Raw genomic sequence first — 19,024 nt, 5'->3', positions numbered from 1 at the left:
GAATGAACCTCGTTTCTATTTCGAATGCATTTTTGCCAATTCAGCTACAGCATTTTCATAATACGGTAAATCGACCGTTTCCTCCAATGCTGCACGTAAGCCTGCAAAGATATCCGATATTTCCGTCTTAAACTCTTTTTGAATCGCAAGTAACTCTTGATCGAGGACTTCATTATACATTTCGAAAATCCGCTCACCTTGTTCTTTAACATATATAAGGGCAGGTTCATCCAAACGCTTCTGAAGACCTTCGCTCATTTTCGCTTTTTCATTTTTTTCAAAGAAAGATTTTGGATTTTTAAATAGCGCCAATTCCTTTTTGAATTCCCCCGTATCCAATTGGGCAAAAGCTCCAGTAAATTCAATGGACTCCCTCTCATTAGGTTCATATGGCTGCAGTGAAAGGGTTCTTCTTACTTTTTGCATTTGCTGAAGCAAACTGCTTTGTTTCTCATTCAGTAATTTATTTACGAACATTTCCGTCCTTAGTGCCGTTGCCCGCATTTCCTGGGCAAGGTCAAAGCCTAACGCATCCAATAAGTTCTTCATCGATTGCTTGAGGACAATTTTCAGGTCGCCTCCATCATCTTTTAAAACAGCCGGATTGAACGATTCTTTGAAGAAATCATTAAACCGGAAGAAGACTCGTTGTTTACTATAGAAGGTCAATTCGTCGACTTCTTTTTTCAAACGTTGCCTTTCCGCATCCCCTTTAATGACTGAAAGGAGTTCAGAAATGGCCTGTGCCTCTTGTGAAAGGGCCTCCAGGGCATTTCGTTTCGCTTTCTCATCCTGCCTTGAAGCTGTAATTACATCTCGTAGCAGTTCTTCCGTTCTTTTTACAGCCGCTTGAGCCGATTCAATTGCAAGGCCAGTTAAATCGTTTTCTATGAAAGAATCGAATTGGCCTTGGAATTCCGAGATTCCGCTATTAGGAAGGAACGAATGCTTAAATGAACCAGGCGTTTGTTTTTCCATCAACGCTCCTTTACTCGTAAGCGGGAACAGTTTTGGAAAACGGATTCCGAAACCATTCAATTGATCTGTGACATAATCCATCACTTCGTCCAATTCGTCAGTGGTTTGTGCCAGATCGACGGCATTGACAATGAAAAACATCTTATCCATAGCGAATGAATCTTTGACACGTCCAAGTTGTATCAAGAACTCCCTGTCTGCCCGAGAGAATGGGTGATTATAATAGGTCACAAAAAGAATGGCATCCGAATTTTTAATATATTCGAAAGCTGCTCCTGTATGTCGTGCATTTATCGAATCCGCCCCAGGGGTGTCAACAAGGACCATCCCCTGCTTAGTCATTTCACAGTCATAACGTAATTCAATCAGATCAACTAGACATGACTTGGACTCTTCTGCAGCAAAACGTTTAAATCCTTCAAGATCTACCGTAACCACATTTCCTAAATCATTTTGGTACTCAGGCAGCCCTTGATGGAACGCCCTTAGAAAGGATAAATGAGTCTTCCCCTTATCGACTTCCCCCGCCTTCGCAATGATTTGACCTGCTAGTTGGAGGGCTTCATCTAGAGTCTTTGCCGATTTATCAAAAGCTGCCAAGGCAAGGCTTACATCTTCCAACAGCATCGCCTCGGTCTTTAATTTGACGGTTGCCGTTCCATGTGGATGCTCTGCATCCGAAGACATGATTTTGTTGATTGCCGCAGTTGTCGGATTTGGTGATACAGGAAGGACGCTTTCTCCCATCAACGCATTGGCGAAGGAAGATTTGCCCGCACTGAATGCACCGAAGAGGGCAACCGTGAACGTCTGCTGTTCCAAGCGATTTGCCTTCTCTTTCAATTCCTTATAAAGTGATTGAAATCCTCTCAAAGGTTGGATTAACTTGGCCGCCTGTTGTAAACTCGCTGCAGTCTCCATCAGTTTTTCTTTTCCGCGTAAATCAGCAGCATCAGCTGAAGAAACAGTCACGGAAGGTACAGCTTCCTTGTTTTCTTTATCATGATCACTTTCAATTTGTTCCTTGACGGAACTAGAATTACTTCCTTTATCGGTTTTCATGATTTTGACCGTAATATTTTTTTCCTCTTCATTCCATTGAGTTAAAAGCATATCAATATCGCGCTCATCGACTAATGATTCAGTTTGATTCGCAATGGCCTCTAATCGCTCCGTTTGGTAAACGATTTCCGCGTTCATCGCAGCAGTAACTTTAAGGGCTTCCGCAAATTCAGAATAACCTTCAAGCTCCTTATCGATGGATATGGACTGCTGTTCCACTACTCCTTCCATAACGGCAACCATATCATTTAAAAATCCTTCAGATACATCACGGGCTTTCTTTTTGATGGCTGATGCCAAATCATTCGTATAGTTTAAAACGTATTCACCCGTAATATCGACTTGTGGCCTCAAAGAATTTTTTATGTAAGATTCCGTTACCTCGATCTGAAGTGCCTGAGCCTTACCTTCAAGTGTTGAATCATGGATCTCCGCTTGATTAAGCATTTTAACGGCTAATTCTTTAAGGTGCCATTCAAGCTGGGTTTTCACCTTTTCTTGTAAATCGTTCAAAAACGCCTTGATACGTGCCTCACGTTCGGCATCCGTTTTTTTCTTGGCAAATAATAATCCCATTTTGAAGTCGGGCTGAGCCGATTCCAAGAAAGATTTACCTAGGTCCCGTGTTGCCGCGGGCATGATGTACGCACCTTTCAAAATCGTTTCTAATGCATCAGCATATTGGACCTTGATGTCCTCTATGCGTCCCGTTAATGATTTTTTTTCTTTCAACAGGCTGTCCACTTGATTCGTCAGGTGTACTCGTTCTTCATGAGGAAGTTCTGACAATACTTCAAAATCATCGGCATGCTCTTCTTCATACTGCTCCTTCAGCCAATTAAGATGCCTTTCGACAAGGGCATTAGCCGATTGCATGATGGCATCTTTGCCATCATTTAGACCTTTGCCAGCCATTTCATATATGAATTGCTTGACCACTTCTATTTCATTTTCACTATTGTTCAAGTCTCTTACCGAAGTATAAAAAATCCCATCAGGATATACATTCCAGTTCGCAAATGCTTCAGTAACGGAAAGCTTGAAGTCTTGAAAGCTAAGCTCGTTCTCATCATGCTTATCAATCATATTGATAATTAAGTATGTCGGTTTTTCAGCCTCTAACAATTCTTTCGTGAATAAGAAGTTCACCTCTGATTGAACGTGATTGTAGTCCATGACATAGAAGACAACATCAGCCAGATGCAAGGCAGATTCCGTAGAGACCCTATGTGCATCATCTGTTGAATCAATTCCTGGCGTATCCATGATCGCACATGAATCCGGCAGTGAAAAATCATTGGAGCTTATCGTTATTGCCGATACTGAGTCTCCATCCTTGGCAAATTTCTTGACCTCTTTAAAATCATAAGGTGCAGGAAATAATACGGGTGGCTGATGATGGTAAAAGACCTTGGCATAGTCTTCCCCTTTTTGGACTTTTACCGTATTTGCACTCGTTGGAATCGGACTTGAAGGCAGTACTTGATCACCAAGGAAAAAATTGATCATACTGGATTTCCCCGCTGAAAAATGCCCGCAAAAAGCAATGATGAACTCCTCATTATTCACTTTCATGATTAACTGTTTCAGTTTATCGGCATTGCCTGTATCACCTGCCGATTGAAATTTCTCATACATGGCAGTCAAAATCCCCAATTTGGACTGTTGCTTTAATGTTTCTTGAATCATGAATCCATACCCCTTAATCTATCGTCATTTTGATATTCTTATTGTAAACGATTTCGATTGTTATTCATACCATCAGCTTTATTTTTACTATATGATTCATTACAGTCCATGTTCAAAAAAAAAACCACCGATTGGTGGATTCAAGCAGTTTGATTCATATTGACTTGGAATGCAAAAAAAAAACCAGGATGTTTACCTGGTTGTAGGGGTGGGGTTAAAAGCAGCTCGGTTTTCAATTGGTGACTCGGTATAAGGTTTTACTGCCTTTGCCGGTTTTTGAATATTATTCAATACATGTATCATCACAAAACCATATGTAGCGATTGTCAATAAAATGAATACCCAAACCATTACTAACACCATCCTCTTATATATTGTTTAGCTTTTAGTTATTAGTTATTTAAATAAAATTATCGAGATCTGAATGAGAATAATTTTCATCTTCATTTAGAATCTTATCACGAACGATAATCATTTTCAATAAGAAATTAATTTTTTTATTATTTTCCCTTAAAAACCGTAGAATATTCCGTGTGTTCCTTCAATGCCTTCTCTTCCAGCGGGATTCTTACCGTCATCATCCAAACATTCAATAAACTAAAGATGATAGCAGTATAATATGCATTGAATAATAAGGAAATAACTAAAATCTCAGTTGCGACTATGATATAGTTCGGATGTTTGAAATATTTATAAGGACCTTTAATGACTACATCGGCATCAGGAACCACTATGATTTTTGTATTCCAATGTTTTCCCAATGAACGGATTGCCCAAATCCTGCCTGACTGCGCAATTAGAAACAGGGTCAGCCAAATTGGCCAAAGTCCAGACATATTCCTTTCAAGCATGATCACTTCAATAATGAGAACAATAAAAAAACTAAGATGCATTAGAACCATCCATCTGTAATGGGACTCACCGTATTCCACTGCTCCTGCAGCTTTCAGCTGTTTTTCATTTTGTTTGGCGATATATAATTCAACCAGGCGTTGTATTGCGATCAAGATAATGAAAATGGCAAAGATCATTACGTCCACCTCATTAACACAAGTTCAGATGAAAACCCAGGCCCTAATGCAGCAGCCAAGCCCAGCTCACCTTTATTCCCGCCCCTCTGCATGAACCTCTCCAGGACGTACAAAATAGTTGCTGAGGACATATTTCCAAATTCCTTCAATACTCTCATTGACTCTGCCGTCATGCTTTCATCGAATCCGAGGGCTTCGTGATAAGCATCGATTACTTTTTTGCCTCCAGGATGAGCGATGAAATCTTTTATGTCACTTAGATCGAATCCATTCTCCATTAAGAACTCTTGAACATTCGGTTTAAGCCAATCCTTGATGATTGTAGGGATATCTTTCGAAAAGATCACGAATAATCCTTGATCTTTAACATCCCAACCCATTACATCCAATGAATTCGGCATAAGCGTAGATTGAGAATCCAAAAATTGTAAATGCCTTGCCTTTTTTGAAAACTGTTCATTCGGCACTTCATCACCGCAAACCAAAATACAGCTTACTCCATCAGAAAATAAGGAAGTTCCAATTAAATTACTTTTGGAAATATCGTTCCTTTGAAATGTCAGACTGCATAACTCCACGCTTAAAACAATGACCTTCGCCGTCGGGTATGCTTGGCAATATTCAAAAGCACGTGATAGGCCGCTCGCTCCCCCTGCACAGCCAAGCCCCCAAATCGGAATCCTTTTAGTATGCGGGTTAAATGGAAGTTCATTCATTATCCTGGCATCAATGGTCGGGGTAGCAATACCCGTGCTTGAGATAAAGAAGAAAGCATCTAGCTCGTTTGCCTGCAGTTCTTCTTTTAAAAATTCTCTGTTGGCTAAGCATTTTTCTATAGCTTCTTTCCCAAACTTGACTGCCTGCTCCATATATAAATCATTACGATCGGCAAAAGAATGATCCTCTTTAAACCATTCAAGATCATTTGAAAAATACCGATTTTCCACTTGCCCATTCTTAAAGGCTTTTAGTAACCGTTCTATATTCTTAAATGATGCTCCAAATATTTCTCTCGAAAATTCCATGATCTTTTCCTGTGAGAGTAAATGTGGCAGCTTTATATGTGATGCAGATAATAAATATGGCATGATTCCACCCCTGATTATTCATGATATGGTTAATATACCCACCCGGATATCAATTATGCTTTATAGCTATTTGGTTATATTTATTGGCATTTCATAATATTTTTTCTTTTTTTCTAAACAACTAGGTAAAAATGACTATATATTTGATAAAATAAAGAACATTACCATACAAGCGGTGGAACGAAATTGGAAATCAACACAATAATCACAAAATTGTTAAATGGAATCATCGTGGCCGTTAAGTCCGTTAGTTCTTTCTTGGACATTCAAACAGGAATTCATTAGCGTCCTTATTGGCATGACAGGGGATATCCGTGTGAGAATAATGATTGGGGGGACTAACGGATGCATGGGTAAAATAGGTGAAAGCATGTTTGGCATGCCGTTAGAAGGTGAAATGCTTGAATCTTTTGCAGCAGAATTCGGTAACATGCTTGCCGGTAACATTGCCACTTCTTTAACAGATGAGGATGCATTGATTGATATTACACCGCCCACCGTCATTGTGGGCGATACCAAAATGGATAGGTTTCATGAAGCAATCCATTTACCCACTTCATTGGAAGGCGTAGGTCCTCTTCAGGTCACCTTACTGATTGAAATGTAATCACGAAACAAAAAACCCCTTACCTATAATCGGTAAGGGGCACTTTCATTCTTCCTTCTTTACTGAAGATTGATTTTGCACTTGTATAATGATATTTTGAAACTCCTCTTTTCCACACACACTGCACCTATACTCCTGGTTTAGAATGGTCCGACAATGAATACAATATTTTTTCTCCATCCCTATCACTACTTTCCTGAACATATACTATCAATATATTCAAAAAGTGAAGAGAGTTTCCTTTTATCTGACAAAATGCCAATTTCATTATCAATGATATTATTCGGCCTAAATGAAAAAATGCCCAAAATCCTTATCTCCTGAGGATTTTGGGCATTTAATGTGTGAATCTATCAAGTTAACTGAAACTATTTTGATCAGGCTACATTTCGCCCTTCAATATGCGTTTCCTTCACTTTCCCTTTTGTAGGGATGATGTTAAATACGATATTCAAGAAAATGGCTGTCAAACTTCCGGCTACGATACCGTTTTCCGTCAAGATTTTAAAGCTTTCCGGAATTTGTGCAAATAGTTCAGGAACGACCGTCACCCCAAGTCCCATACCTACTGAACAAGCGATGATCAATAAATTTTCTTGAGAAGCAAAATCCACTTTACTCAACATCTTAATTCCAGCGGCAATTACCATCCCGAACATCGCAACCATTGCTCCGCCAAGCACGGATGAAGGGATAATTGTCGTGAAAGCACCGATTTTTGGAACAAATCCTATGAAAATGAGAATGCCCGCTGTTGTGTATATGACATTCCTTGTTTTAATGCCAGACAATTGAATCAAGCCGACATTTTGTGAAAATGCTGTATACGGAAACGAATTGAACAAACCGCCAATCATGATGGCCAGACCTTCAGCACGATATCCGCGAGCTAGATCGTCTTCTGATATTTCTTTATCCGTGATTTCACCAAGGGCATAATAAACACCAGTTGATTCCACCAAGCTGACGATTGCCACCAATGTCATTGTAATGATCGCCGTGACGTTAAATGTCGGGGTTCCAAAGTAGAAAAAATGAGGCATATGCAGCCAATTGGCACTGACCACTGAGCTAAAATCTACTTTTCCAAGGAAGAAGGCCGCAAAGGTACCGACTAACAGCCCCAATAAAATAGAAATGGAACGTACGAATCCCGTCGAGAATTTATACATGAATATGATAAATAACAAAGTTCCAAAACCAAGCGCTACATTGTTCAAGTCTCCAAAATCAGCAGCTCCCTGGCCTCCACCAAGATTGTTGATGGCAACAGGAATGAGCGTAATGCCAATAATCAAAACGACCGATCCAGTGACAATGGGCGGGAAGAACCTTGCCAGTTTTCCGAAGAACTTACTAATGATAATGACAATCAATCCCGACGCCAAAATAGATCCATAAATGGAGTTGATTCCATATTGCGTACCAATTGCAATCATCGGGCTAACTGCTGTAAATGTGCAGCCTAGGACGACCGGAAGCCCAATTCCAAAGAATTTATTTTTCCACACTTGCAATAAAGTTGCTATCCCGCACATCAAAATGTCTATCGATACTAAATAAGTTAACTGCGCTGCAGTCAATCCCAGCGCCCCACCGACAATCAATGGAATGACGACTGCACCGGCATACATGGCGAGAACATGTTGTAATCCTAAGGATGCAACTTTTAATGGTGATTGATTAGACATTGACGGCTGCTCCTTCCTTATCCTCAGCGAAAGTTATTTCACCGAATTTCAACTCAGCAATTCGTGCAAGTGATTCCACTTGGAAACCTTGTTCCCTAAGATCCTTACCACCACTTTGAAATGCTTTTTCAATCACGATGCCGATTCCGGCCACTTCTGCTCCAACCTGCTTACAGATTTCCACCAAGCCCCTGGCTGCCTGTCCGACCGCAAGGAAGTCATCGATGATCAAGACCTTATCTCCAGCTTCAATATATTTATTGGAAACCGTAATGGTATTGGTTTCTTTTTTTGTAAAGGAATGAACGGACGCCGTCACTAAATCATTTGTTAAAGTAAGTGATTTACGTTTACGGGCAAAAATGAGCGGAACTTCCAATTCCAAAGCAGCCATCAAACCAGGACCAATGCCTGATGATTCAATTGTCAGCACTTTCGTGATTTCCTTGTGTTCGAAACGTTTAACGAATTCTTTACCAATTTCTTTCATTAGCATAGGATCCATTTGATGATTTAAGAATGAATCTACTTTTAAAATATCTTCTGATAAAGCTTGACCCTCGGACAAGATTTTTTCCTTTAAAAGTTGCATGAAGGTTCCTCCCAATCTTGGATGTTTATTGACCCATAAACCACACAATTATTTCCCGGCATATAAAAAAGCCCAAGAAACATTGCGGCACTTTTTTGGAGTGAAGCAATACTTCTTGGGCATGAATGAATAATGAATCAGCAAAGGCCTTCATCTACGCAACAAGATCTATTACTCACCCATAGTCGAATTATTTACGGTAATCCGGTAGAAACTTGCAGGCCATATCCCTGCTATTATACGAGTGAAACTTAATATTTTATTAATATATGAATTATACCAACGTTGGCTCTATTTGAAAAGTAATTTTTGATAAAAAACCGAACTTTAAATTAAAAAAATAAATCATTATTCGTATTATTAGAAAATTGCGAAATCACAAACCTAAATAACCTGGATTTCCTATCAAAAAAACATCATATTCCATTTTACTGGTATTATACCATGCGTTTTTGCAGCGACCATAAAAAAAAGAAGGGCTTGAGATTTAATACAAGTCCTTCTTCTATGATTCATTTGATTTTATAAACTTCTTTATATTTATTTTCAAGGTAATTTATTAAATACTGGACATTCAGGCCTTCCCCTGTCGTTTCTTTCAAAATCTCCAGCGGCTTTTTGGTTTTTCCGTATTTATGTATTTTTTCATTAAGCCATTTCCTGATTGGTTCAATATTACCAGCTTCCAACAGTTCATCGAAATCAGGCAAATCTTTAAGCATCGATTGCTTAATTTGGGCTGCATACATATATCCCAATGCATAAGAAGGGAAATAGCCAAAGCTGCCATCTGCCCAGTGTACATCTTGCAACACGCCCATTGCATCATTTTCAGGTACGATTCCCAAATAATCCTTGTATTTTTCATTCCAGACTTCCGGTAAATCCTTCACTTCAAGTTCCCCATTAAAGAGGGCCTTTTCCAGTTCATACCGAATCATAATATGTAGAGGATACGTCAGTTCATCTGCGTCAATACGGATGAGCGATGGTTTTGATTCGTTAATGCCCCGGTAAAACTCATCCAGCGTCACATCTTGGAATTGTTCGGGAGCATATTCTTTTAATAAGGAAAATTTATTTTTCCAAAAGCTATGGTTCCGTCCAATGAAGTTTTCGAAAAACAAAGATTGTGATTCATGGATCCCCATTGATGTCCCGCTATCGAGAAGTGTTCCGGTTAACTCTTCGGCGATATTCTGCTCATAAATGGCATGTCCACATTCGTGAATGGTACCAAAAATTGCCCCCCTAAAATCATTTTCATCGTATCGGGTCGTCACCCGGACATCGCCTCTATTTATTCTAATTTCAAAAGGGTGAACTGTTTCATCAAGCCTTCCAGCCTTGAAATCGTATCCTAGCTGTTTTAAAATTTCCAAGTTGAGTTGATGCTGTTTTTCTTTTGGAAATTCTTTATATAGGAACGCTGTTTCCGGTCTATGTTCGCTTTTTGCAATCTGTTTCACCAATGGAACGATCCTCGACCGAAGCTCACTGAATACGCTGTCAAGTATGTCTACAGTCATGCCTGGTTCATATATGTTTAAAAGGGTATTATATTTCGCCCCTTCATATCCCCAGTACTCTACGAACCTACGGGTATATGCTACAATTTGCTCCAGATAAGGTTGAAATAAAGAAAAATCAGCTTTTTCCCTTGCCTCTTCCCATGCACTTTCAGAACGCGATTGTAAAATGACGAATTCCTTATATTCGTTCGCTGGAATTTTCTTATTCCTTTCAAACTCTTTTTTACACTCTTGTACCATCTTATTCATCGATTCACTAAGAATGGCTTCTTCCATCGAAAGTTCTGCAATGAAGGATTCCATTTCCTTACTTGTGCTCATATTAAACACTTCGGAGGAAAGCATACCGATAACTTCGGAACGCTGCTCAACTCCCTTTTTAGGTGCACCTGTACGCAAATCCCAAAAAATTAACGCGAGAGCTTCATTATAAGCCGAGATTTTCTTTACATATTCTTTAAACTCTTTTTCTATCAGTTCTATACCCTTTTTTTTCATATTCACTGCTCCTTCCAACTACACTTTACCATATTATACAAAAGACTTTCATTTCAGAACCACTCCGATTAATAAATTCAAATAAATAAGAGCCAAGGGGTTCCCTTGGCTCTCATTTTGGATTGGGTTTTATTTAAATCGTTACAGGAAGAATGGATACAATCTTCTCTTTCACTTGTTCCGAAAGATCCTTTTCAATCAAAATCTGGACGGTTCCCGTATCATTGCTCGTCCTGATCAAACGCCCTATTCCCTGACGCAATCGAAGGAGCATGTATGGAAGATCCACTTCTTCGAATGAATCGGTAACCGAGTTACGTTTGGCTTCGAAAACCGGATCGCGAGGCGGGAATGGAAGCGAGTGTATCACTACATTTTGTAATGAAGGTCCTGGAACATCGAGACCTTCCCATAAATGATAGGAGAAAAGGACAGATTGCTCATCCTCTTGGAACTTCTTAACAAGCTCACTGATTTCCGCTTCCCCTTCAAAATAAAATGGATAAGATGATATTGGGCAGTTTTCCTTGAACCATTGCAATTCTTCTTTTGAATGGAATAACACTAGTGTTCGACCTTCATTTTCCTCAATTGTCTTCATTGTATATTGAAGTTTTGCCAATTGATCTCCATTATCGAAGGCCGGCATGTTCATTTTCATGACTTCATCGTAATCAAATGGTGATTCAACGGAAAAGCTGTCATACTTTTCTATCCCTAAACTATCTGCAATATATTGGAAGGATTTATTATCCGATAATGTTGCCGATGAAAAAATGTAAGGGATTTTTTTCGAGAATACTTGTTCAGACAAGATATCCTGCACAAGCCTTGGCATGATGACCAATGTTTTGGTCATTTCATTTTCTTCAAACCAGGAAACCGCCTGTTCATCCTTCACAAATAGAGAAAGAGAGTAGCCCAGCTGCTCTAAATACTCTTCCGTCACTTTTAAATCATAATCATTGATCGTGTACATTTCCGCTTCAAAAACAAGGTTCTCCTCTAACTCTTCAACCTTTTTATGAAGCTTTTGGGCAAAGCTTGTTATTTCTTTTGACATCGGGATTTCATAACGATTAGATCCGCTGACATGTATCGCTTTTTCATCCAACAAATCAAAAAATTCTTCATTGATATCAATTAAGTCCTCGATGATGTATAAGGTTTCTTCACGAACCTGATTGGCTGTTAGCAATTCCAGAACCGAAGCAAGGGTTTGTTCCCCAACTTTATAAGTTAAAGCCTTTTGAGCAGCAAATTCCAAAAGATGACCTTCATCAAAGACAACGCAGCTATGATCAGGCAGTAATGGTAACTGTCCTTCACGCTTACGCTTTTCCTTAGTCCATACATGCTCCATGAAGAAGTCATGTGAACAAATGATCAAATCACTTGATTTTCGGTAATGGTCCCGTGATAGGGTTTGCCCACAACGATGGCGTTTATCACAAGTAAAACAGTTTTGAAGCTGATCCCAGCCAACTTTAGACCAGTCTTCATCATTTAAATATGGATACTGTTTACGGTCCCCATATGCTGTATAGGCGTTCATGGATGAGTTATCATGAACAAACTTGGGAAGTTCATCATAGAGCTGATCTATCCCCTCTGAATCCTCATGATTCACAGCATAATCCAATTTCTTAAGACATACATATTGATCGTGATATTTGGCAAGCCGAACATCCACTTCAATACCTAAAGCATTCTTGATTTTTTGGATGTCGCCTTCCTCTTTGACAAGCTGTTCAATCAACGTTTCATCTGCACATGAAATAATTGCCGGTTTATTCGTATATCTCGCATAACAAATCGCATATAGTAAATAGACCAAAGTCTTACCGGTCCCTACCCCTGCTTCAGCAAAACTTACATTTTTTTCTTTAAAGGCTTTTTCTAACTGAAAAGCCATGAAGATTTGTTCGTCACGCAGCTCAAATCCTTTTTCGGGAAGAATATCGTAAAAAACATCACCGATCCATTCTGAAAGCTTATCGTAAAAAGAATCTTCCTTTGTTACCGAAAAAGGCAGTGTTTTAAGCATCATGGTCTCCCCTTTTATCTATCATCAGTATATAGAATTCGAATCATTATTATCTTAGGCAAAAGTATATTATCCTTTATTTCACATTAGTAGTCAAGATATTTACCTATTATCTGAATGAAAGGTAATATGTATGTATGCTGTCTGGTTGCCCGATTCGTAAAATAAAAGACAGGCTCCAAGAGAGCCTGTCTGTAAATAATATAGGGTTGAATTAAGCTTTGTTTACGTTTGATGCTTGTGGTCCACGTTGACCTTGTTCTACATCAAATGTAACGTCTTGGCCTTCTTCAAGTGTTTTGAAACCTTCGCCTTGGATAGCTGAGAAATGTACGAATACATCGTCTCCACCTTCACGTTCGATGAATCCAAAACCTTTTTCTGCGTTAAACCATTTTACTTTACCTTGTTCCATTTTTGTTGCCTCCTAGTGTGTTCTCCACACATTATATTACTATCCTTGCTCAAAAGAATATTAAGGTATTCCTTAAATCTGAACAAAAATAATTCATTATTAGAATAACAGAAAAGGAAATGATAAGCAAGACTGGAACCTATTATGAATAAATCGTCCTGACTAGCAAAATCCTCCATTATATTCTACCTACTCATTCACCTTGAGGCTGCCTTGGCGGCCTTTTCCCCCAATATTGATAAAGGTCGGCACGAATGAAACCATTGAACAATTTCCTTTTTTTCGTTGCAGGCTTACCGTAATGCTGTTCGAAGTCAGGATTGGAGGTAATCATGTATACCGACCATGTATCAAGCTTCTTGAAGGCCTGGCCCATTTCCCTATACATCTGCTCTACCGCTTTTTTCTCACCAAGACGTTCTCCATAAGGAGGGTTCCCGACAATGACACCATACTCTTTCTTGGTCGAGATATCCCTCACCTGCATTTGTTTGAATTCAATTAGATCACCAAGACCTGCTTCAAAACTATTCGCTTTAGCTATATCGACCATTCGATGGTCAATATCACAACCGGTTATGTCCAAGTATTGATCATAGTCAGCTAAATCTTCAGCCTCAATCCGCGCTTCATCCCAAACCTTGCTGTCCATCCATGACCAAGTTTCGGAAACGAATTCCCTATTAAACCCAGGTGCTATATTCTGCCCAATTAAGGCCGCCTCGATGGGAATCGTTCCAGATCCACAAAATGGATCTATGAACGGTTTATCCGGTTTCCAATTGGTAAGCATGATTAACGCAGCCGCCAATGTTTCTTTTAGGGGCGCCTCTCCCTGCCCTGTACGATAACCCCGTTTATGCAAACCTGCACCTGAAGTGTCTATGGTAAGTGTCACTACATCTTTTAAAATAGACACTTCAATTTTAAACAAAGGTCCTGTCTCCGCAAACCAAGATACTTGCTTATATTTACTTTTCAATCTATCAACAATCGCCTTTTTGACAATCGCCTGACAATCAGGGACACTGTATAGCTTTGACTTAACGGATTTTCCACTCACGGGGAACTCGACATCGGCTGATAAGAAATCCTCCCAATTCAGGGCCTTTGTTTTTTCAAACAACTCATCAAATGAATATGCTTTGAATTCCGCGACTTTAATTTTCACCCTATCGGCACTGCGCAGCCATAAATTAGAACGGGCAATGGCGGATTGATCCCCTTTATAGGTGATTTTACCATTTTCGACTTGACAATCGTAACCAAGATCCCGCACTTCCTTGGCAACAATTGATTCCAATCCCATTGCTGATGTTGCAATTATATCGAATTGTTTCATTAATCCTGCACCTTCTTTCCATTAATCCAAATCAATGGCACTTTTTCCCGAATTTCTTTCATTTATGTATTTAGAATCAGGCATTGATTTTTTACATGTAAACCTTATGGTCCACCGCGTTTTTATATTTCAATTAGCCGATCATGCAGCGTATTATAGCTTTACTCAATTATCCAAGCACCTTAAATACACATTGCAATTAAAAAATCCAACCAATTATGTATGCTTCCCATCCATTATCCTGAAGTTTGAAGTTCTGTCTTGATCCCTTCATTTTAGGGCAAGCAGAAGCGTTAAGGAACCTTTATAAATAGGATACCCAGAATCAAAGAAATGCTTAACATTCCAAAACTATTTTTAAAAACGTTACCGACAGACTTCATTTAAGCCATTTTCCTAATCATTTGAACGCAATGCCAAGTTTTAAGTTTAACACAGCCGTGTTTCGGAAAACGAAAAATAAATGGAAATGCCCAATCTTTTTATAATAGAGCATTCTCCATAAACAAAAACTCCCCTTTTAAAAGGAGAGTTGTGCTTTTGGTGTTATATGATAACGTTCTGTAAGCCATGTTTTGTTCCTCAGTACTGCAAGCGACTCGCGTCTCGTACTTCGGCGGTAATCATCTATCTACAGAAGCAAGTGCTTCTGTCCTTCTCCTCGTTCAATTCCAAGGAAGAAAGCGCCCCTACCATTAATTTGGGTTTCTCGCTCGTGGGGTTTACCTCGTTCCACCCTTTACATTTCTGTAAAGGCTCCGTCACTGTGGCACTTTTATAGGTATTCATGCCATATCCAAAAGGACTTAGGCATTTTCCCAGCCGTCAGCAATCCAAGATTGCTGCCCAAGCTTATTTTTTCGCCAGGCACGAACACTACGGACATCGCAGTCCGTGCGAGCATGGACTTTCCTCTACTGCATAAATGCAGCAGCAATTACCCAAACGTTAACATAACATAATTGATTATACTCCATTATTCACGAAAACACAATACCAAAATCATTTTCACTTTTTACAATGCAAAATCTCAGTCAAAAAGCTTGTTACCAAAAACGTGCTTTTCCAAGTTGGATAACCGTTTAAGGATGTCAAAGTTAGTGGTTCCCGGAGTGGCACTTGGAGCAGGTTGATTTGGACGTTTTGTACTCTCTTCGGCTTGTTTTTTCAATTTAAGATTTTCTTGTTTTAGATCTTCAATTTCCTGATGGAACACTTCATAATCTTTAATGATCAGATCCAGGAATTGATCCACATCTTCAGGTTTATACCCGCGCATGGCTGTTTTAAAATCTTTTTCAAGAATATCTTTAGCCGTTAATTTTATCTTATCGGATAGCATAAGACTTCACCTCAATACTTTCGCCAATACAATCGACTTTTTATTATTTTTTCAAATCTGCTTGTGTTTGTCAACGAAACACCATTTTGTAAGCTTACTGTTTCAGAGAACGATATGTAATCCCATTAAATCTGTATCTAAATTTCATCATAATATGATTATGCTTTAGAAACAACTTTTAATCCATAATTATTTTCACTCCATCATTCTTCGGACCAGTTGGCTTCTTCCGCAGCCAGTTGCAGATCATCAAAGTTTATCTGAAAGATGGGGTATGGCTGTGTTTCCGCCTTTTTCATCGCCTCGAAATAAGGATATCGGGCTGATCCTTCTTTTTCAGCTTCGAAAATGATGAGCATGGCATCGCTTTTATGGACCATATACCTATTTTTGGTTTTCAGCTGTTGTGGCCCTTCATATGGTTTGTTGAAAATGGACTCAACAAAATCGGCACGGTCCAATATGGATCGGTAGTAATCTTGATTCGTCTCGTTCCATGACTCTTCCTGATTCAGGAAAGGAGTAAGCACCCCTAATTTAAGCTGATGATATTCTTTCTTTAATTCGAACACCACTTCGGCACCCCATAGTTCCGTACCCAACTGACCTGAGATGATCACCCATTCCAGCCCGTCTTCCACCAATGGCATGAGACGTTCCTTCATCGCTTTCTTTATATATTTTACGGCTTCATGGTCATTTTTGAATATCCCGAATTCAAAAGCTTTGTAGCCCGTCATATACAAAACCTTCATCGCTTGGCTAATCTCCTTTTAATATGATTAAATAAGAAAACAAGGGCTTAATAAGCCCTTATTTTTTAGTATCCGAAATGCTTAGGCGGACAGCATGGGTTTTGCGGCGGCCTTCCACAAATCAAGTGTTGATTATAGCACTCGTTCACCACGGATTGAGTATGCGGGAAATAATGCTTATACGTGTTCACATGTTTATTGACATTTGTAGTATGAGATGGATGAACGACAGGGATCACTGTGTTCGATACATTCGTATTGACATATTGCTGTGTTGGAGAGACTTGCGCTGGGGCAACTTGAGTTGGAGATGTTTGTGTTGGACCATATTGCGCTGGAGACACAGCCGTTGGCATTGGATTAGAGTAAGCCCCCATTACATTGTTAGAGTTTTTACCAGTAGACGCTCCCATTACATTGGAGTTTTTACCAGTTGATGCGCCCATTACTCCAGGTGCGTTCCCGTATGCTCCCATTACATTGGATGCTCCCATTACGTTGTTGGATGCTCCCATTACATTGTTGGATGCTCCCATTACGTTGTTAGATGCGCCCATTACATTGTTGGATGCTCCCATTACATTGGGGTTATTTCCTCCACAATTACGAAAATACATTTATAATACGTCCCCTTTCATCATGATAAGTTTAGTCTTACCATTACAGACTATGAAAAAAAGGGGATACGTGTACTGATGAAATAACCTATTTATACAGAATAAGTATAAAACGATGATGGCTGTCAATAAGTACACTATCATTATTATATCTGGCTAACCTTCAAATGAAATGAGGAATTTTCTATAAAAAGGAATAGAGACTGTCTTTTAATGAAGTAAACAAAACTATCGTTAAACATAGGACTACAAAAAATAGAAATAAAGTCGTTTTATACATTTCTCCGCTCCGCTTTCACCTTAATTTTATATGATGTAAAGGCATGAAATGAACGCTTCGGAATTCCACCCTCAACTCTTTCCATTTTACACACAATAGTTGAAGGCTACAATAATTGTATACATATTTTTTATTTTCGGCCTTTTGCACTAAAAAAAGTTTCTTGGTCCTTTATATACGGAAATATCCTTTGATTCCTCTTTCTTTTCAAGCCGCCGGATCCTCTTTTCCAATTCCAACTGTTTTTTTTCCAGGGCCGTCCCTTCCCTAACCATCTCTTGATGTGCGATTATCGAACATCTTAGAGCATGACCGACGTCCTTAAATTGATGTTCGTATAATTTTGCACATTCAATCTGTGCCTGTATCCTAATTTGCACATTCCCTTTTAAGGCGACTTCCTTCCAAATTTCCAAAGCTTCATCGAATTGTTTTTGTTTCTTTTTCTGGAAGGCTAATGCATGGCCAGCTAATATCCGATCTTTCTCATTACCCGCTTCCAATATTTTTTGATAGGTCTCAACTGACTCCTCTTTTTTCCCCAAATAAGCAAGCCATCGTGCAATTTCCATGGACTCTTCCGTATATCCATCGATTTGGAGGATTTTTCGGGATAAATGAATATACAAAGTGATCAGTGATAAGATATCCAATTCATTATGCTTCATGATCCCAAACAGGATTTCCGGATTCTTCCTCTCAACAAAATCAAAATAAATCATCGGTGCCAAATATCCAGGAATATCATCCTCCCTATGTACACCTAGAATATCTGTTTCGACAGCTGATAATTTCACTCGTTCCAATTTGTTTCTCCATAGTCGTCTTGAAGCATGATACAAATCGAAATGTCCGAATTCCGGTAGTTTTGGTACATGTTCCTTTATCAAGGTATGTCTCGTTTTCAGCTGGGGCCAATCAAAGGATTTACCATTATATGTGACAAGCGTTTCGTAATTGATGTTTTCCAGAAAGCTTTGATATAGCGGTATTTCACTTCCAGGCTGCGGAAGGATATGTTGCTTCACGACTACTTCTTCACCTTCTAAATAGGCATACCCTAGTAAAAAAATGGTATTGCCTGCTCCGCCTCCTAGCCCTGTCGTTTCCGTATCGAAGAAAAACAGATCTTCACTTTTAACGCCCCTGGCGGAGAGTGGATGCTCCAATGAAGTTTGATTCCACTCTTTTACGACCTTTTTCAGCTCGGAAAATTCATATAACCCGTGTTTGTGATTTATAGGGTAGCGGACTTCCCTAATGAAACAATAATCACCGTCGAAATGAAAGGAATCGGTATCGTTCTCCTGCCACTTTTCAAAGTAAGGAATTTCTTCATTCACTGCCTGGTCATTTTCTTCTACAGGAGAAGGATGTTTCCCCAGGTTCATATGCGTTTTCATACGGTTCAATTTATTTTTTAAAGACATGAAATTACACCTCTTTTCATCTATCACT

Annotated in this window: 15 protein-coding genes, 1 other RNA gene and 1 riboswitch; of the genes, 1 reads left to right on the top strand and 15 read right to left on the bottom strand. The window is 39.2% G+C overall.

The window, feature by feature from the left end:
* Nucleotides 1-15 precede the first annotated feature (15 nt).
* The 4 genes from MPH60_RS06955 to MPH60_RS06940 all read right to left on the bottom strand — a co-directional run bounded on the left by MPH60_RS06955 (nucleotide 16) and on the right by MPH60_RS06940 (nucleotide 5,848).
* Complete coding sequence (locus MPH60_RS06955) at nucleotides 16-3,729, bottom strand: dynamin family protein (protein ID WP_241590221.1); 3,714 nt, start codon at nucleotides 3,727-3,729, stop codon at nucleotides 16-18.
* A 192-nt stretch (nucleotides 3,730-3,921) separates the two neighbouring features.
* A complete protein-coding gene (locus MPH60_RS06950; protein ID WP_241590220.1) occupies nucleotides 3,922-4,080 on the bottom strand; it encodes a hypothetical protein in 159 nt (52 codons plus the stop codon).
* Nucleotides 4,081-4,229: 149 nt separating this feature from the next.
* Nucleotides 4,230-4,760, bottom strand: a complete 531-nt coding sequence (locus MPH60_RS06945) for an isoprenylcysteine carboxyl methyltransferase family protein (protein WP_241590219.1) — start codon at nucleotides 4,758-4,760, stop codon at nucleotides 4,230-4,232.
* On the bottom strand, nucleotides 4,760-5,848 hold the full coding sequence (locus MPH60_RS06940; protein ID WP_241590218.1) for a type III polyketide synthase: 1,089 nt from the start codon (nucleotides 5,846-5,848) through the stop codon (nucleotides 4,760-4,762). Before MPH60_RS06940 ends, MPH60_RS06945 begins: the two co-directional genes overlap by 1 nt.
* 325 nt (nucleotides 5,849-6,173) lie before the next feature.
* Here MPH60_RS06940 and MPH60_RS06935 point away from each other — a divergent pair, with 325 nt between their 5' ends.
* Nucleotides 6,174-6,455 (top strand): chemotaxis protein CheC, encoded by a 282-nt coding sequence (locus MPH60_RS06935; RefSeq protein ID WP_241590389.1) that lies wholly within the window; start codon nucleotides 6,174-6,176, stop codon nucleotides 6,453-6,455.
* Between the two features lie 377 nt (nucleotides 6,456-6,832).
* Here MPH60_RS06935 and MPH60_RS06930 read toward each other — a convergent pair whose 3' ends face one another.
* From MPH60_RS06930 to MPH60_RS06880, 11 genes are all read right to left on the bottom strand, one after another.
* Complete coding sequence (locus MPH60_RS06930) at nucleotides 6,833-8,146, bottom strand: nucleobase:cation symporter-2 family protein (RefSeq protein WP_241590217.1); 1,314 nt, start codon at nucleotides 8,144-8,146, stop codon at nucleotides 6,833-6,835.
* Nucleotides 8,139-8,738, bottom strand: a complete 600-nt coding sequence (locus tag MPH60_RS06925; protein WP_241590216.1) for a xanthine phosphoribosyltransferase — start codon at nucleotides 8,736-8,738, stop codon at nucleotides 8,139-8,141. The genes MPH60_RS06930 and MPH60_RS06925 overlap by 8 nt, the downstream gene beginning before the upstream one ends.
* A gap of 162 nt (nucleotides 8,739-8,900) precedes the next feature.
* Nucleotides 8,901-9,002: riboswitch (purine riboswitch) on the bottom strand.
* 248 nt (nucleotides 9,003-9,250) lie between these two features.
* Nucleotides 9,251-10,768, bottom strand: a complete 1,518-nt coding sequence (locus MPH60_RS06920; protein WP_241590215.1) for a carboxypeptidase M32 — start codon at nucleotides 10,766-10,768, stop codon at nucleotides 9,251-9,253.
* Between the two features lie 133 nt (nucleotides 10,769-10,901).
* Complete coding sequence (locus MPH60_RS06915; protein ID WP_405389533.1) at nucleotides 10,902-12,818, bottom strand: ATP-dependent DNA helicase; 1,917 nt, start codon at nucleotides 12,816-12,818, stop codon at nucleotides 10,902-10,904.
* A gap of 211 nt (nucleotides 12,819-13,029) precedes the next feature.
* Nucleotides 13,030-13,230, bottom strand: coding sequence for a cold-shock protein (locus MPH60_RS06910; RefSeq protein ID WP_034307871.1), 201 nt, complete (start codon nucleotides 13,228-13,230; stop codon nucleotides 13,030-13,032).
* A gap of 193 nt (nucleotides 13,231-13,423) precedes the next feature.
* Nucleotides 13,424-14,572, bottom strand: a complete 1,149-nt coding sequence (locus MPH60_RS06905; protein WP_101222366.1) for a THUMP domain-containing class I SAM-dependent RNA methyltransferase — start codon at nucleotides 14,570-14,572, stop codon at nucleotides 13,424-13,426.
* Nucleotides 14,573-15,131: 559 nt separating this feature from the next.
* Nucleotides 15,132-15,521, bottom strand: an RNA gene (rnpB, locus tag MPH60_RS06900) — RNase P RNA component class B.
* A gap of 81 nt (nucleotides 15,522-15,602) precedes the next feature.
* Nucleotides 15,603-15,914, bottom strand: a complete 312-nt coding sequence (gene gpsB / locus MPH60_RS06895; protein ID WP_061463822.1) for a cell division regulator GpsB — start codon at nucleotides 15,912-15,914, stop codon at nucleotides 15,603-15,605.
* Nucleotides 15,915-16,117: 203 nt separating this feature from the next.
* The gene (locus MPH60_RS06890; RefSeq protein ID WP_241590213.1) at nucleotides 16,118-16,669 is read right to left on the bottom strand and encodes a DUF1273 domain-containing protein; all 552 of its coding nucleotides are present in this window, start codon (nucleotides 16,667-16,669) and stop codon (nucleotides 16,118-16,120) included.
* 65 nt (nucleotides 16,670-16,734) lie between these two features.
* Nucleotides 16,735-17,286 carry a CotD family spore coat protein gene (locus tag MPH60_RS06885; protein ID WP_241590212.1) on the bottom strand — a complete coding sequence of 184 codons (552 nt, stop codon included), beginning with the start codon at nucleotides 17,284-17,286 and terminating at the stop codon, nucleotides 16,735-16,737.
* A gap of 429 nt (nucleotides 17,287-17,715) precedes the next feature.
* Nucleotides 17,716-18,996: a ribonuclease H-like domain-containing protein gene (locus MPH60_RS06880; RefSeq protein WP_241590211.1), complete on the bottom strand. Its 1,281-nt coding sequence runs from the start codon at nucleotides 18,994-18,996 to the stop codon at nucleotides 17,716-17,718.
* Nucleotides 18,997-19,024 lie beyond the last annotated feature (28 nt).

It is taken from the genome of Peribacillus sp. Aquil_B1, assembly GCF_022603275.1.
GTDB lineage: Bacteria > Bacillota > Bacilli > Bacillales > DSM-1321 > Peribacillus.
Note: the sequence above shows the minus strand (reverse complement) of the source record. Positions and strands in the feature narration are given on the sequence as shown.

Bases quoted from the DNA above. Each gene is read 5' to 3' on its own strand.
- MPH60_RS06955 (WP_241590221.1), bottom strand. From the start codon at position 3,729: ATGATTCAAGAAACATTAAAGCAACAGTCCAAATTGGGGATTTTGACT.
- MPH60_RS06950 (WP_241590220.1), bottom strand. From the start codon at position 4,080: ATGGTTTGGGTATTCATTTTATTGACAATCGCTACATATGGTTTTGTG.
- MPH60_RS06945 (WP_241590219.1), bottom strand. From the start codon at position 4,760: ATGATCTTTGCCATTTTCATTATCTTGATCGCAATACAACGCCTGGTT.
- MPH60_RS06940 (WP_241590218.1), bottom strand. From the start codon at position 5,848: ATGCCATATTTATTATCTGCATCACATATAAAGCTGCCACATTTACTC.
- MPH60_RS06935 (WP_241590389.1), top strand. From the start codon at position 6,174: ATGATTGGGGGGACTAACGGATGCATGGGTAAAATAGGTGAAAGCATG.
- MPH60_RS06930 (WP_241590217.1), bottom strand. From the start codon at position 8,146: ATGTCTAATCAATCACCATTAAAAGTTGCATCCTTAGGATTACAACAT.
- MPH60_RS06925 (WP_241590216.1), bottom strand. From the start codon at position 8,738: ATGCAACTTTTAAAGGAAAAAATCTTGTCCGAGGGTCAAGCTTTATCA.
- MPH60_RS06920 (WP_241590215.1), bottom strand. From the start codon at position 10,768: ATGAAAAAAAAGGGTATAGAACTGATAGAAAAAGAGTTTAAAGAATAT.
- MPH60_RS06915 (WP_405389533.1), bottom strand. From the start codon at position 12,818: ATGATGCTTAAAACACTGCCTTTTTCGGTAACAAAGGAAGATTCTTTT.
- MPH60_RS06910 (WP_034307871.1), bottom strand. From the start codon at position 13,230: ATGGAACAAGGTAAAGTAAAATGGTTTAACGCAGAAAAAGGTTTTGGA.
- MPH60_RS06905 (WP_101222366.1), bottom strand. From the start codon at position 14,572: ATGAAACAATTCGATATAATTGCAACATCAGCAATGGGATTGGAATCA.
- gpsB (WP_061463822.1), bottom strand. From the start codon at position 15,914: ATGCTATCCGATAAGATAAAATTAACGGCTAAAGATATTCTTGAAAAA.
- MPH60_RS06890 (WP_241590213.1), bottom strand. From the start codon at position 16,669: ATGAAGGTTTTGTATATGACGGGCTACAAAGCTTTTGAATTCGGGATA.
- MPH60_RS06885 (WP_241590212.1), bottom strand. From the start codon at position 17,286: ATGTATTTTCGTAATTGTGGAGGAAATAACCCCAATGTAATGGGAGCA.
- MPH60_RS06880 (WP_241590211.1), bottom strand. From the start codon at position 18,996: ATGTCTTTAAAAAATAAATTGAACCGTATGAAAACGCATATGAACCTG.